This window comes from Nonomuraea sp. NPDC059007, assembly GCF_042740555.1.
In the GTDB taxonomy this organism is placed as follows: Bacteria; Actinomycetota; Actinomycetes; order Streptosporangiales; family Streptosporangiaceae; genus Nonomuraea.
Genome location: NZ_JBHYJD010000006.1, coordinates 37845 through 51969 on the forward strand (window position 1 = coordinate 37845; position 14125 = coordinate 51969).

The window sequence follows — 14125 nt, forward strand, 5'->3', positions numbered from 1 at the left end:
ATCTCACCGGCGCGGCGTGGCACCGCCTGCCCGGCACGGGCGGAGGGTATGGTCCCCGGTGTGCGCGTCGAGATTCATGGACACAGGGGAGCCAGGGGACTCTGGCCCGAGAACACCCTGCCGGGGCTGAGCCGCACGATGGAGCTCGGGGTCCATGCCCTGGAGCTGGACGTGGCGCTCACCTCCGACCGGCGGCTGGTGCTCACCCACGATCTCACCGTCTCCGCCGTGACCAGCGCCGACACCCGGCCGCTGACGGCCGGCGACCCCGACTTCCCGTACGTGGGCAAGCCCATCAACGGCCTGAACCTGGCCCAGCTGCGCATGCTCGACGTCGGCGTACGGCTGCCGCGCCACCCCGACGACCCCTTCGCCCTGACCCAGGTGGCCGTCCCCGACACCAGGATGCCCACGCTCGGCGCGGTCCTCGGCCTGGTCAACGCCTACGAGGCCGACGGCGTCCGGCTGCACGTCGAGCTGAAGTCCGACCCGACGCGCCCCGAGCTGACCCCCGACCCCGAGTTGTTCACGGACCTGGTCCTGGACGAGCTCGACCGGCACGGCCGCCTGGACAACGCGGCGATCCTGAGCTTCGACTGGCGCATCATCGCCCACGCCGCGAAGAAGGCGCGGGACACCAGGCGCTTCGCGCTGATCGAGCTCGACACGCTCCACTGGCACGGCTGCCTGGGCGACGACCTCCCCGCCGCGGCCTCAGCGGCCGGCGCGACGACGCTCTCGCCCGAGCACGTGATGGTGGACGAGGCGCTGATGGCCCAGTGCGCCGGCGCCGGGCTCGACGTGGCGGTCTGGACCGTCAACGACCCCGCCCTGGCCGCGCGCATGCTCGACCTGGGGGTGGCCGGCGTGGTGACCGACTACCCCGACAGGATGCGTACGTTGTGGGCCGAGCGTGGCCTGGACCTGCCGGAGCCGGTCAGCCCGCTCAAGCCCGTCGCCGTCTGACCGGCTCCTCACCGGCCGATGGCCAGGTAGACCGCGCGTACCGCCAGGGCCCGCTCGATCTTGTCGATGATCGGCGCGAAGAACTGCCGGCGATGATCGCTGTCGCTCATCGAGGTGACGACGAAGTACATGCTGCCGAACCCGGCGAACAGCGTCGCGATACGCAGCAGCGCCACCGGCAGCAGGGGGAACAGGGGCGAGGGGACGGGCCGCGAGCCGATCCACTGCTCGGCCGTCTCCGGAGTGACCATGAGCAGGCCGAGAATGAGAAAGAAGCCGAACAGCACCGCACCCAGCACCGCCGCCTGCACGAGCTGGCGGACGGCGAGCATCAGCAGCACGTTGCGTTCCTGACGGCCGCTGAGCGGCACTGCGCGCAGCGGCCCGTCGTGCGTCAGCTCCTCGAACGGCGCCCCGGCCAGCGGCGTGTTCCGGCAGGCCGACGCCAGCCTGGACGCGCTGAAGTCCTGCTCGACCCGGCCGATCTCCTCCCGCAGCCGTGAGGCCGAGGCGAGCACCGCGACCGAGGCGAACAGGACGACGACCAGGGCGAGGCGCCACCACTCCAGGCGGTTGACGGCCTGCCACAGCTCACCGGTGAAGAACAGGAACAACGTGACGAACAACAGCGCGGGCAGCGCCCGCCCCAGCAGGTGAACGCTGTTGCCCAGGTCGGAGAGGGTACGCCGGACCGCCCTGCCCAGCAGCGCGCCGAAGCCGTACGTCGTGCCCAGCACGGTCGCGGCGAAGGCGGCGGCGAAGAAGAGCACGAAACCGAGCACACCGAGCCAACGCCCGACCGGCGGGGTGACGTCGCCGTCCACGACCACCTGGAGCAGCGGCACGGCCACGGGCATGAGCGCGTAGACGACCAGGACCACGACGGTGATCCTGGGCGAGAAGCGCGCCGGCCTCCGGGCCGAGACCACCCCGGCCAGGCGTACGGCCGCCGCCACGACGACCACCCAGCCGAGCAGCAGCCACAGCCCCGACCCCATGGTCTTGAGCGGCACCAGCCACAACAACGAGACCAGGGCGACGAACGCCAGCGGCGGCACCATCCTGGGCAGCACGTCACGCCGGAAGGCGTAGCCCTCGATCATCGTGGGAACACCGTGGCGGACGAACCAGCGCTCGGTCTGGACTCGCTGCACTGACACCGGCAACAGGTTAGCTCTACAACCAGCCGTTACGCCGGAAGCCGCGGTAGAGGAACGTGCAGACGGTGACCATGAGCGCCACGATCGCCGGATAGCCCCAGATCTGGTCCGAGCCCGGCAGGAAGTCGAAGTTCATGCCGTAGATCCCGGCGATCATCGTGGGCACGGTCAGTATGGCGACCCATGAGGAGATCTTGCGCATGTCCTCGTTGGCGAGGGTGTTCGAGCGGGCCAGGGCGGCCTGGAGGATCGAGTTGGCGAGCTCGTTGGAGGACTCCACCTGCTCGCACACGCGGGCGAGGTGGTCGCTGACGTCGCGGAAGTACTCGCGCATCTCCGAGGGGATCACCCGCCGCTGGGGCAGCGCCGCCATGGGCGACTGCAGCGGGGTGACCGCCCGCTTCATCTCCAGCATCTCCCGCTTGAGCTGGTAGATCCGGTTGATGTCGCGGGAGCTGACGTCGGCGAAGACCGTGGCCTCGACCTCCTCCAGCTCCAGCTGCATCAGGTCGGCCACCTGCAGGTAGCGGTCCACGACGTAGTCGGAGATGGCGTGCACCACACCGGCCGGGCCGCGGTCCAGGAGGTCGGGGCGGCTCTCCAGCTTGTCGCGTACCTCGGTCAGCGGGCAGTGCTCGCCGTGGCGCACGGTGACCACGAAGTCGGCGCCGAGGAAGACCATGATCTCGCCGGTGGCGATGATCTCGCTGGTCGCGGTCAGCTCGTCGTGGTCGAGGTAGGCGATGGTCTTGAGCACCAGGAACAGCGAGTCGCCGTAGCGCTCGACCTTGGGCCGCTGGTGCGCCTTGACGGCGTCCTCGACGGCCAGGGGGTGCAGGCCGAAGACCTCGGCCAGCCACTCCACCTCGGGAGCCTCCGGCTCGTGCAGGCCCACCCAGACGAACGCCCTGGACCCGGTCTTGTTGTGCTCGCGCACCAGCTCAAGGGACTCGACGATGCCCGGGGCGACGACTTTCTCGCCGCCTATGTAGGCGCCGTACTCGACGATGGAGTCGACCGGTGGCACACAGGCCTCACGCACGGGCTTGGTGAGCTGGCGCGCTACGTGGGGCTTCTTGACGGGGTGGCGGTTGATACGACGGAAAAGGGTGGACGAGCGCATGGCAGTCCCTTTCCGCCCGACCTGGGCCTGCCCACGCGTAGTGAAGAGTCACCTCAATCAAGGAAATGGCGTGGTGGCACGATCAGGCTGCCGGATTGGAGTGGTCGGGGGTATGCACGGCGTACGTGGACGAGCACGTACTGCTGGGATCACCAGGATTCATCCCGGACCACCTCCAATCACAAGAGACGCCGCAAAGCCGCCCTAACTTACCACAGGGGGGTCAACTCAGCTGACGATACTCGCCAACGACCCAGGGGAACCGGCAGAACTCCACAAAACTTCCCCATGCCGCCGCCTAAGTCTGCCCTCGGCGGTCAGGACGGCGCGGGCCTGGGACAATGGGGTTCGTGCGCGTTCTAGTCATCGGCTCCGGCGGGCGTGAGCACGCCCTGTGCCGTTCACTCAGCCTCGATCCCCAGGTCAGCGACCTTCACTGTGCCCCCGGCAACGCGGGCGTCCAGCAGGTCGCCACCACCCATCCCGTCGCCGCGACCGATCCGGCGGCGGTCACCGCGCTGGCGGTCCGCCTCGGCGCCGACCTCGTCGTGATCGGGCCGGAGGCGCCGCTGGTCGCGGGCGTCGGCGACGCCGTCAGGGCGGCCGGCATCCCCGTCTTCGGGCCTTCGGGCGAGGCGGCGATGATCGAGGGGTCGAAGGCGTTCGCCAAGGAGATCATGGCCGCGGCCGGGGTGCCCACCGCCCGCTCGCGCACCTGCGCCACGCCGGAGGAGGCCGCCGCCGCGCTGGCCGAGTTCGGCGCGCCGTACGTGGTCAAGGACGACGGGCTGGCCGCGGGCAAGGGCGTGGTGGTGACCGGCTCGCTGGAGGCGGCTCTGGAGCACGCCGCCTCGTGCGAGCGGGTGGTGATCGAGGAGTTCCTCGACGGGCCGGAGGTCTCGCTGTTCGCGCTGTGCGACGGGCGCGACGCGGTGGCGTTGCGGCCGGCCCAGGACTTCAAGCGCGCCTACGACGGCGACGAAGGGCCCAACACCGGCGGCATGGGCGCCTACACGCCGCTGCCCTGGGCGCCCGACGACCTCACCGAGCAGGTCATGCGGGAGGTCGTGCACCCGACGATCGCGGAGCTGGGGCGGCGCGGCCTGCCGTACCGGGGAGTGCTGTTCGTGGGTCTGGCCCTGACGGCCAAGGGGCCGAAGGTCATCGAGTTCAACGCGCGCTTCGGCGACCCGGAGACCCAGGTGATCCTCGACCGGCTGGCCACGCCGCTGGGCGGGTTGCTGCTCGGCTGCGCCACCGGCGCGCTCGGCGCGGCCGGTGAGCTCGCCTGGCGCGAGGGCGCGGCGGTGACCGTGGTCGTCGCGGCCGAGAACTACCCCGCCGATCCGGTCAAGGGCGACGTGATCACCGGGCTGGAGCCGACCGCGGACGCCTACGTGATCCACGCCGGCACCGAGCTCGTCGACGGCCAGGTGGTCTCCGCGGGCGGCCGGGTGCTCAGCGTCGTCGGCACCGGCCCCGACCAGGCGAGCGCCAGAGCCAACGCCTACGACCTGGTCGCGCGGGTGAACCTGCGCGGCTCGCACTACAGGACGGACATCGCCCGATGAAGCACGTGCACTCCGGCAAGGTACGCGACCTCTACGTCACCGACGAAGGCCTGCTGATGATGGTCGCCTCCGATCGCGTCTCCGCCTATGACCACATACTCGAACCCGAGATCCCGGACAAGGGCGCGATCCTGACCCAGCTGTCGCTGTGGTGGTTCGAGCAGCTCAAGGACGTCGTGCCCAACCACCTGGTGACCCACGGCCCGGACGCGCGCAGCGTGGTGTGCAGGCCGCTGGAGATGGTGCCGGTCGAGTGCGTGGCGCGCGGCTACCTGACGGGCTCGGGCCTGCTCGACTATCAGCGCACGGGCGAGGTCTCCGGCGTACGGCTGCCGCCCGGCCTGGAGGACGGCTCCGAGCTCCCCGAGCCCATCTTCACCCCCACCACGAAGGCGCCGGTCGGCGAGCACGACGAGCCGATGACCTTCGAGCAGGTCGTGGAGAAGGTCGGCGAGGAGACCGCGCGCGAGTTGCGCCGGATCACGCTGGACGTCTACACCCGCGGCGCCGAGATCGCCCGCGAGCGCGGCATCATCGTGGCCGACACCAAGATCGAGCTGGGCCGCGACCACGACGGTGTTCTCACGCTCGCCGACGAGGTCCTGACACCCGATTCCTCGCGATTTTGGCCGGCCTCTGAATGGAAGCCCGGTGGTCCTCAACCGTCCTTTGACAAGCAGTATGTCCGTGATTGGTTGACGTCACCCGATTCAAGCTGGGACAAATCCTCTGGAAACCCTCCCCCCGCATTGCCGGACGAAGTAGTCAATCGCACCAGAGCGCGTTATCTCGAGGCATACGAGCGGCTCACTGGTACGCCATTTAGCGGGTGATTCGGCCGGGGCAGGCGTGGCGAGCGGCTACTGTTGGCCCGTTCAAGCCCGACCCATAACTTCCCGAGGAGCCGCACGGATGGTCCGATACCGCGTGCGCGGTGGCAACGCTTTGCGTGGAACCGCCTTCATCCAGGGCGCGAAGAACGCCGTGCTGCCGATGATCGGTGCGGCTCTTCTCGCCCCCAAGGGCCGTACGGTCCTGCGCAACGTGCCGATCATCGAGGACGTACGCCGGGCCGTGGAGCTCGCGGAGGCCATCGGCGCCTACGTCGAACTGCACGAGTCCGAGCGGACCCTCGTCATCGACGCCTCCAGCCTGGCCAGCCCGGTCCTCCCCGCCGAGATCGCGCGGCGCTTCCGCGGCTCCGTGCTGTTCACCCCGGCCCTGCTCCACCGGCTGGGCGAGGCCATCGTGGAGGGCGTCGGCGGCTGCAACCTGGGCAGCCGCAACCTCGACTTCCACTACCTCGGCTACAAGCGCCTGGGCGCCATCGTGGACGAGGGCGAGACCGTCATCCACGTCAAGGCCTCCGGCCTGACCGGCGCCACGCTCTACCTCGACACGCCCTCGCACACCGGCACCGAGAACCTCATCATGGCCGCCGCCCTGGCCAAGGGCACCACCGTGATCGAGAACGCTGCGCTGGAGCCCGAGGTGCTCGACGTCATCGACATGCTCACCAAGATGGGCGCGAAGATCAGCGGCGGCGGCACCGGCTTCATCACCGTCGAAGGCGTCGAGGAGCTCCACGCCGTCGAGCACACGGTCATGCCCGACCGGCTCGACGCGGGCGTGTTCGCCATGGCCTCCGCGCTCACCGGCGGCGACGTCAGCCTCGTCGGCACCGGCCTCGACCTGGGCGTCGTGCGCTACAAGCTGGAGCAGATGGGCGTCGAGTTCGCCACGCAGGGCGCCGTGCTGCACGTGCGCTGCGACCGCCAGCCGCTACGGCCGATCAACATCATCACCGACACCTACCCGGGCTTCGCGACCGACCTGCAGTCGCCGATGATGACCGTCGCGTGCCTGGCCGAGGGCGTCAGCTACATCCACGAGCGCATCTTCGACGGCCGTTTCGCGCTGGCTGGCGAGCTCAACAAGATGGGCGCCGACGTCGAGGTCGAGGGCAGCAGAGCCATTGTGCGCGGCGCCACTCCGCTCAACGGCGCACAGGTGACCGCCCATGACTTGCGCTCCGGTATCGCCCTGGTTCTCGCCGGACTGGCCGCGAAGGGCGAGACGGTCATCGAGTCCGGATACCTCATCGACCGCGGCCACGCCCATCTCGCCGAGCGAATGCGGGCCCTGGGAGCGGACATTACGCGAGAGATTTCAGGACGCTGAAAAAGCCTGTGAAATACGCTGTGAGCTGCTAAAACAGCTCACCGGGCGGTCAACCAGAACGGCTTTCCGGAAAAGTCGGGCGTGACATTACGGCCCCCGCGAGCGATCGTTCCAAAAGAGAGCACTGCAACGGACGGCAGGATGGGACGAACATTGGTCGAGAGGGCCGAAGAAACTCCCCGAGTGTCACGCCCGGGCGCCATGACACCGGATCTGACCATTGGCGTGGTCGGCCCGCACGATCTGGTCGAGCGGGTCATGCTGATGGGTCACGCAGCCGCGCCCTTGCCGTGCCGCCTTGTGGCCGCCGCCTATCGAGATGAGCAGGAGGCGCCCGACAAGGTGACACGGCTGGGTCCCGGTGTGGACGCCTGCCTGTTCGCCAGCCCGGTCCCATACGACCTGGCCCGGCGATCAGGTGTGCTGACCATGCCGGCGACCTACGTGCAGCTTGGCGGCAGCGCGTTGGTGGCTGCTTTGGCCAAGGCGGCGCTGGACACTCGGATCGACCCCAAACGGGTCAGCATCGACGTGGTCTCACGGGCCGAGGTCGAAGAGGCCTACACCGACCTCGGCATCGCAGCCACAGATGTGCACAGCCGCGACGAACCCGGAGCCACCGGGACGATCGCGGCCTACCACGAGCGTCTGCTGCGGCAGGGCGCCACCACAGGCGCCCTGACCTGCCTGCCCACAGTGGCCGAACGCCTGCAGACAGCAGGCGTCCCGGTCATCAGGATCAGGCCCACCTCGGGCGCGGTGCGCACAGCGTTGCACACCGCCGCACTCCTCGGCGCGCACCACCGCCTCGAGGAGTCGCAACTGACCGTGGTGCTGGTGGAGGTGCCTACGCTGCGCGAACCCGTGCGGCGCGCGGCACCCCGCTACTGGCGCGACGAGCTACGCCTGTCACTGCACCGGCTGCTGGTCCAGGAAGCGAACCGGATCAACGCCACCGTCTGGCCGATCGACGATCACGCCTACCTGGTGACCGCCACCAGAGGCTCGATCACGGCCGCGACAGACGGATTCAGGGTGCTGCCGTTCGCCTCCAGGATCCGCGAGGAACTGGGGCTGGCGGTAGAGGTGGGCGTCGGGATGGGGCGTACCACGCATGACGCCGAGTCGCACGCCAGGGCAGCCCTGGCGCGCACGCAGGCGGGCAAACAGGCACAGGGATTCGCTGTGGACCGCGAGGGCCGCGCGCTGATCCCGGCGCCCAGGATGCCGCCGCAGGGATCCACCACGCTCAAACCCAAGGGCGTGGAGGTCCTGGCACGGCTGGCGGCCAAGCTGGAGGGCGGGGACACAGTGGTGGACGCGGAGGGGGCCGGGCGCATGCTCGGCGTCACGCCGCGTACCGCCCGGCGGTTGCTGCGCACGTTGGTTGACGAGGGGCTTGCGTGGCCGCTCCCGCCCAACCGCACTCCACAGCCTGGCCGTCCCCGCCAGCTTTACCGGCTGATCGTGGAAAAGCTCGGTCCCCGCTGAACGGTCCGCCGTCCCCCCTTCCCCTTTCGCGGACGGCGGACCCCGACGATCTTCTGGAGGTGTCTTTCTTCCTACTCTGAGGTGTTCGGTGCGGCCTGCCCGTGACGGCCTTTTCCGTCACGGGGCCGCTTGGCGTTCTGTCCGTGACGGGCTCTTTCCGTTACGGCGCCGCCACCGCCCACGCCACCCGCCGACGTCGGCGGGCGCCGATCGGGGGGATCGCTTCTCACGTCGGACGTGGTCCCCACCGCAACGGCCCCCGTCACCAGCGGACCGGCCCTAACCCGATCCCGCCTCCCGGCTCATCGGCCAGGAGGCGGGATCGGCCTTTTCCACCCGGCTCTGCCCCCAAGCCCGGCCCATGCCCCGGGTGGGGAGGAGCCGACGCAAGGGCTTGACGGGAGGCGGAGCCCCTGTCCACGGGCTTGGGAGGCGGCGACGCCCGGCCCACAGGCTTGGCGGGACACGAACCCCGGCGCGTGGGCTTGATGGAGGCGCAGCCCCGCCCATCGGCCTCGCGGGAGGCGCAGCCCCGCCCATGGGCTTGGCCGGAGGCGAAGCCCGGTCCACGCGGGCTTGGGAGACGGCGGAGTCCGGCCCGCGGGGCCTGGCGGGGGTTTCGGGGTGGGGCGGGTTGGGAGGCTTGCCTGGTGGTGGGGTTTTAGGGGTTTGGGGTGAGGGTTTTGGCGACTCGCCGGGGGGATGATCGGGGTTGATTGCGGCCGGGTGGGGTATGTTTTCTTCGCCCCCGATCGACTGATTCGGACGGGGGCACCAAATCCTTCTCCGCCCGTCTCAGCAGGCGCAGGCGATGCCCGAGACCGGTGCGGTCAGCGCGTCCACGGGGTTGCGGACCACCCCATCGGACGTCTCCACCGGGAAGCCCTCGCGGGACCAGTACTCGAACCCGCCGATCATCTCCTTGACCCGGTACCCGAGCTTGGCGAACTCCAGCGCGGCCCGGGTGGCGCCGTTGCAGCCCGGTCCCCAGCAGTAGGTCACGACCGTCACGTCCTCCGGGATCAGGGTGCGGGCGCGGGTGGCGATCTCGGCGGTCGGCAGGTGGAGGGCGCCGGAGATGTGGCCCTGGTCCCAGCTCTCCCCGCTGCGGGAGTCGATCACGACCACGCCCGGGGCCCCCGACTCCAGGTCCGCGGCCACGTCGGAGACGTCGGTCTCGAAGGCCAGGCGGGCGGCGAAGTGGGCGAGGGCGGCGGCGTTCGGGGCGGGGGCGACGCTGGTGACGGCGGACATCTCCGGGGTTCCTTTCTCGGGGCGATGTCCGAAATCCTGCCGGTCCGCGCGCGACCCCACGAGTGGCGTAGATGCCTCTTATCGCTAATATCCCGCCAAGGCCGAAAATGTCGGTCGGCGGCGCTATTGTCATGAGCTATGCAAGCAAACGCCACTGACCGGCGTGCCTCGCTCCTGGTGTGGGGCGCACTCGCGATTGTCTACGTGGTGTGGGGATCCACCTACCTGGGCATCGGCATCGCGGTCGAGTCTCTTCCACCCATGCTGAGCGGCTCCATGCGGTTCATCACCGCGGCGGTGCTGCTGGGCGGGTTCCTGCTGCTGCGCAAGGGCAAGAGCGCGTTCCGGATGACCGGGCGTGAGTTCACCGGCGCCGCGGTCGCGGGCCTGCTGCTGCTCACGCTGGGCAACGGCATGCTGGCCGTGGCCGAGCAGTACATCTCGACCGGACTCGCGGCGCTGCTCGTCGCCTCCGTGCCGTTGTGGCTGGTGGTGTTCAGGTTCGTGGTGCGCGACCGGCCCAAGGCCCTGACGCTCGCGGGCGTGCTGGTGGGCCTGGGTGGCGTGGCGGCGCTCTCGCTGACCGGCGGCGAGGCGGCCGCGACGGGCGGCATCGTGATCGTGCTGCTGGCCTCCGTGTCGTGGGCCATCGGGTCGTTCCTGTCCAGCCGGATCGCGATGCCCGCCAACGCCTTCGCCACCTCCACCGTGGAGATGCTCGTGGGCGGGATCGGGCTGGCGATCCTCGGTACCGGGCTCGGCGAGCGGCTCGACGTGGGCGCGGTCAGCTCCCGGTCGTGGCTGGCGCTGGTCTATCTGATCCTGGTGGGGTCGCTGATCGGGTTCACGGCGTTCTCGTGGCTGCTGGGCAACGCGCCGATCTCCCTCGTCGCCACCTACGCCTACGTCAACCCGGCCGTGGCCGTCGCGCTCGGCGCGATCGTGCTGGGCGAGGTGATCACGCCCCAGATCATGATCGGCGGCCTCGTCATCCTGGTCGGCGTCGCGCTGGTGATCTCAACCGAGCGGAAGCGACCGCAGCGCGCCGTCGAAGGCCTCGACGGTGAAGGCGAGGTCGGCCTCGGTGTGCGCGGTGGACAGGAACCACAGCCCCCTGGGGACCATGTTGACCCCCCGCTCGAGCAGCGCCGCGTGTAGGAGCGCCATTCTGGCGCGGTCCGTGCGGGCGAAATCCCGATAGTCCCGTACGGCCGGCGCGTCCGTGAAGTACGTCTGGAAGACCGGGCCTGGGCCGTCCACCAGCAGCGGCACGCCCGCCTTCTCCGCGACCTCGCGGATGCCCTCCATCAGCGCCCGCCCCCTCGCGTACAGGGTGCCGTAGACCTCCTCGCGCCGTTCGTCCAGGATGCGCAGGGTCGCCTCGGCGGCGGCGATGCCGACGGGCTGGGAGTTGAACGTGCCGGCGTGCGCGACCTTGCCGCCGGAGATGGAGTCCATGACGAACGCGCGCCCGGCCAGCGCGGAGACCTGCATGCCGCCGGCCATCGCCTTGCCGAAGACCGACAGGTCGGGGGTGATGCCCAGGTACTCCTGCGCGCCGCCGGGCGCCAGGCGGAAGCCGGTGATGATCTCGTCGAAGATGAGCAGGCTGCCGTGCCGGTCGCACAGCTCGCGTACGGCCTCCAGGTAGCCGGGCTCGGGCGCGATGGCGCCGGTGTTGCAGAGCACGGGCTCGCAGACCACGGCGGCGATCTGGCCGGCGTGCGCGTCCATGATCCTGGTCAGGGTCGCCAGGTCGTTCCAGGGGGCGATGACCAGGTCGGCGGCTTCGGGCTGGCCGGCCGTACCGGAGACCGGGACGGGCGCGTCGGCGGGGCCGGCGAGATCCACGGCGGGGTGCACGCTGTAGAGGACCGGGTCCAGCCAGCCGTGGTAATGGCCCTCGAACTTGAGGATCTTCCGGCGGCCGGTGTGGCCGCGCGCCAGGCGCCAGGCGGCGTGCGCGGCCTCCGAGCCCACGGTGTTGAAGCGGACGCGCTCGGCCGAGGGGATCATCGCGCACAGGCGCTCGGCCACGCGGACCTCGGCGGCGTGCTGCGCGGAGTAGACGATGCCGCGGGCGACCTGGGCGCCGACGGCCTCGACGACCTCCGGCGGGCAGTGTCCGAGCAGGGCGGGGCCCTGGCCGAGGACGTAGTCGACGTACTCGTTGCCGTCCACGTCCCACAGCCGCGAGCCGGCCGCGCGCTCGACGTAAAGGGGCACTCCCGACGTACGGCGGGCGTCGCTGGAGACACCTCCGGCGATGTACTGCCGGGCGGTGGCGTAGAGGTCGCGGCTGGCGTCCAGGGTGCGGCTCATGCCGACCATCAAAGGGGATGCTCCCCCAGACCACCAGCAAGAGGGCAAGAAGCGGGTCGTCACCGCAAATTTCGGTTCTTGTGGGCTGCCAATGGGCTTGATGGGGTGAGAACCATGTTCCTTGGACGCATCCGGCGGACCGCCTCCGCCCCCGTCGAGCTGGTCGCCCAGCGCGACGGCGCCCTGATCAGCCTGGCCGACCTCGGCACCGACGACCCCGTCGCGCTCCTGGACTCCTACGGCCTCGACCGCCTCACCGAGGAGGTGGCACGGCGCCGGCCGGTCCTGGACGAGGCCGGAGTGCTGTTCGAGCCGCCCGTGGCCACCTGCACCAAGATCTGCTGCCTGGCGCTCAACTACGCGGCGCACGCCGAGGAGAGCAACATGGAGGTGCCGCCGGAGCCGGTGCTGTTCCTGAAGCCGCCCTCCGCGCTGACCGGGCACAACCAGCCGGTGATCGCGCCCGCCCGCACCCGGCACCTCGAACACGAGGTGGAGCTGGCGGTGGTCATCGGCCGCCGGACCCGCGACCTGCCGGCCGAGCGCTGGAAGGAGGCGGTCGCCGGATACACCGTGATCAACGACATGACCGCGCGCGACCTCCAGCTCGCCAACATCTCCAGGAACGTCCCCTGGGACCAGTCGAAGGGGTTCGACACGTTCGCGCCGGCGGGGCCGTACCTCGCGACCGTGGACGAAGTGCCGGACCCGCAGGCGCTGGAACTGACGCTTGAGGTGGACGGCGAGGTCAGGCAGCGGGCCAACACCAAGCAGATGGTCTTCGGCATCCCGCGGCTCATCGCCGACCTGTCGGACGGGATGACGCTCATGCCCGGCGACCTCATCGCCACCGGGACGATCGCCGGCATCGCCCCGCTCAAGGACGGCGACACCATGCGGGCCACGGTCGAGGGCGTCGGCACGCTTGTCAATACGGTCAAATTTCGGTCCGCCTAAAGTAGGGGCATGACCTACGCCGTCGCAGCCCTGGTGGACATCGACGACTTCATCGCCTCCGAGCAGGCCCAGGGCCGGCCATGGGCGCAGGGCCAGCTACGGCGGGCCTCGCGGGCCGTGGCCGAGGCGGCGACCTGCCGTCCGGGCGTCACGTGGCGCCCGGAACCGCCGGAGGAGTGGCTGGTGCTGCTCACCGGCGCCGACCCCGACGCGCTGATGTCCGAGGCGGCGACACTGGCCGAGGAGGTACGCGCGCGGATCGTCCGCGAAACGGCCTGGACCGCCACGGTGAGCATCGGGCCGCCCCGATCGGGTCCGCTGGAGGCCGAGCGCGAGGCCAGGCGGGCCAACGACTACAAGCTCGTGCTCGGCGGCGACCGCGTCATCGAACTGCCCGGCGCGCACACCCTCCCCGCGGCCCCCGCGCCGCCGGTGCGCATCGAGCAGGAGCTCACCCGCAGGGTCCGGGCCGGCGACCGCGACGGCGCCGCCGGGCTGCTGGCCGGGTGGATCGACCGGTGCGCCCGCGAACCCGGCGTGGACCCGCGCATTCTGCGCAACTGGCTCATCGGCCAGCTCCTGTTCGTGGTGGACGTGGCGGGGCCGGCGCGGCTGGCCGACGGCTCGACCGACTGGGTGGAGGCCAGCGCGCGGCTGCCGATCGAGGACATCGTGACGGTCGGCGACATCCACGAGCGCTCCTACCTGCACATCTGGCTGAAGGAACGGCTCGGCAGGCTGCTGCCCGCCACCCTGAGGCGCGACATCCTCGGCCTGGCCGAGGCCTACCTCGCCGACCACTACACCGATCCCGGGCTGCGGCTGGCTGATGTGGCGGCCGCCGTGTGCGCGAGCCCGTTCTATATCTCGCATCTGTTCGCGGAGGAGCGGCAGACCACGTTTCTGCGGCATCTGACCGGGTTGCGGCTACGGCATGCGCGGCGGTTGCTGACCAGTTCGGGGCTGCCTGTCGAGGTCATCGCCTCGCATACCGGGTATCCGAGTACGAAGGCATTGCGCAGCGCGTTTCGGCGGCATGTGGGGTGTTCGCCCACGGAGTATCGCAGGGCTAGATTTCGGCCTGGACCGTAACTAGGGTG

11 protein-coding genes and 1 pseudogene are annotated in these 14125 nt (G+C 70.3%); 8 read left to right on the top strand and 4 right to left on the bottom strand.

The window, feature by feature from the left end:
• Positions 1-60 precede the first annotated feature (60 nt).
• Complete coding sequence (locus ACFWY5_RS11300; RefSeq protein ID WP_379611250.1) at positions 61-966, top strand: glycerophosphodiester phosphodiesterase family protein; 906 nt, start codon at positions 61-63, stop codon at positions 964-966.
• An 8-nt stretch (positions 967-974) separates the two neighbouring features.
• Here the strand turns inward: ACFWY5_RS11300 and ACFWY5_RS11305 are convergent, their stop codons facing one another.
• Complete coding sequence (locus tag ACFWY5_RS11305; protein ID WP_379631445.1) at positions 975-2126, bottom strand: hypothetical protein; 1152 nt, start codon at positions 2124-2126, stop codon at positions 975-977.
• Between the two features lie 16 nt (positions 2127-2142).
• Positions 2143-3249, bottom strand: coding sequence for a magnesium and cobalt transport protein CorA (locus ACFWY5_RS11310; protein ID WP_379611248.1), 1107 nt, complete (start codon positions 3247-3249; stop codon positions 2143-2145).
• Between the two features lie 350 nt (positions 3250-3599).
• Between ACFWY5_RS11310 and purD the strand changes: the two genes are divergently transcribed.
• The 4 genes from purD to ACFWY5_RS11330 all read left to right on the top strand — a co-directional run bounded on the left by purD (position 3600) and on the right by ACFWY5_RS11330 (position 8492).
• Positions 3600-4820, top strand: coding sequence for a phosphoribosylamine--glycine ligase (gene purD / locus ACFWY5_RS11315; RefSeq protein ID WP_379631447.1), 1221 nt, complete (start codon positions 3600-3602; stop codon positions 4818-4820).
• Complete coding sequence (locus tag ACFWY5_RS11320; protein WP_379631449.1) at positions 4817-5653, top strand: phosphoribosylaminoimidazolesuccinocarboxamide synthase; 837 nt, start codon at positions 4817-4819, stop codon at positions 5651-5653. Before purD ends, ACFWY5_RS11320 begins: the two co-directional genes overlap by 4 nt.
• A 79-nt stretch (positions 5654-5732) precedes the next feature.
• A complete protein-coding gene (gene murA, locus ACFWY5_RS11325) occupies positions 5733-7001 on the top strand; it encodes a UDP-N-acetylglucosamine 1-carboxyvinyltransferase (protein WP_379631451.1) in 1269 nt (422 codons plus the stop codon).
• A gap of 201 nt (positions 7002-7202) precedes the next feature.
• Complete coding sequence (locus ACFWY5_RS11330) at positions 7203-8492, top strand: transcriptional regulator (RefSeq protein ID WP_184958865.1); 1290 nt, start codon at positions 7203-7205, stop codon at positions 8490-8492.
• A 795-nt stretch (positions 8493-9287) separates the two neighbouring features.
• Here ACFWY5_RS11330 and ACFWY5_RS11335 read toward each other — a convergent pair.
• Positions 9288-9746 (bottom strand): rhodanese-like domain-containing protein, encoded by a 459-nt coding sequence (locus ACFWY5_RS11335; RefSeq protein ID WP_379611243.1) that lies wholly within the window; start codon positions 9744-9746, stop codon positions 9288-9290.
• 138 nt (positions 9747-9884) lie between these two features.
• On the opposite strand from ACFWY5_RS11335, the gene ACFWY5_RS11340 reads away from it, so the two are divergent.
• Positions 9885-10904 carry an EamA family transporter gene (locus ACFWY5_RS11340; protein ID WP_379631453.1) on the top strand — a complete coding sequence of 340 codons (1020 nt, stop codon included), beginning with the start codon at positions 9885-9887 and terminating at the stop codon, positions 10902-10904.
• 12 nt (positions 10905-10916) lie between these two features.
• On the opposite strand, the pseudogene ACFWY5_RS11345 reads toward ACFWY5_RS11340, so the two are convergent.
• Positions 10917-12077: pseudogene (locus ACFWY5_RS11345) on the bottom strand (aspartate aminotransferase family protein); the annotation flags it as partial.
• 105 nt (positions 12078-12182) lie between these two features.
• Here ACFWY5_RS11345 and ACFWY5_RS11350 point away from each other — a divergent pair.
• Both ACFWY5_RS11350 and ACFWY5_RS11355 read left to right on the top strand, forming a co-directional pair.
• Entirely contained in the window at positions 12183-13025 is an 843-nt protein-coding gene (locus ACFWY5_RS11350; RefSeq protein ID WP_379631455.1) for a fumarylacetoacetate hydrolase family protein, read from the top strand.
• Between the two features lie 9 nt (positions 13026-13034).
• Positions 13035-14117, top strand: coding sequence for a helix-turn-helix transcriptional regulator (locus ACFWY5_RS11355; protein WP_379631458.1), 1083 nt, complete (start codon positions 13035-13037; stop codon positions 14115-14117).
• Positions 14118-14125 lie beyond the last annotated feature (8 nt).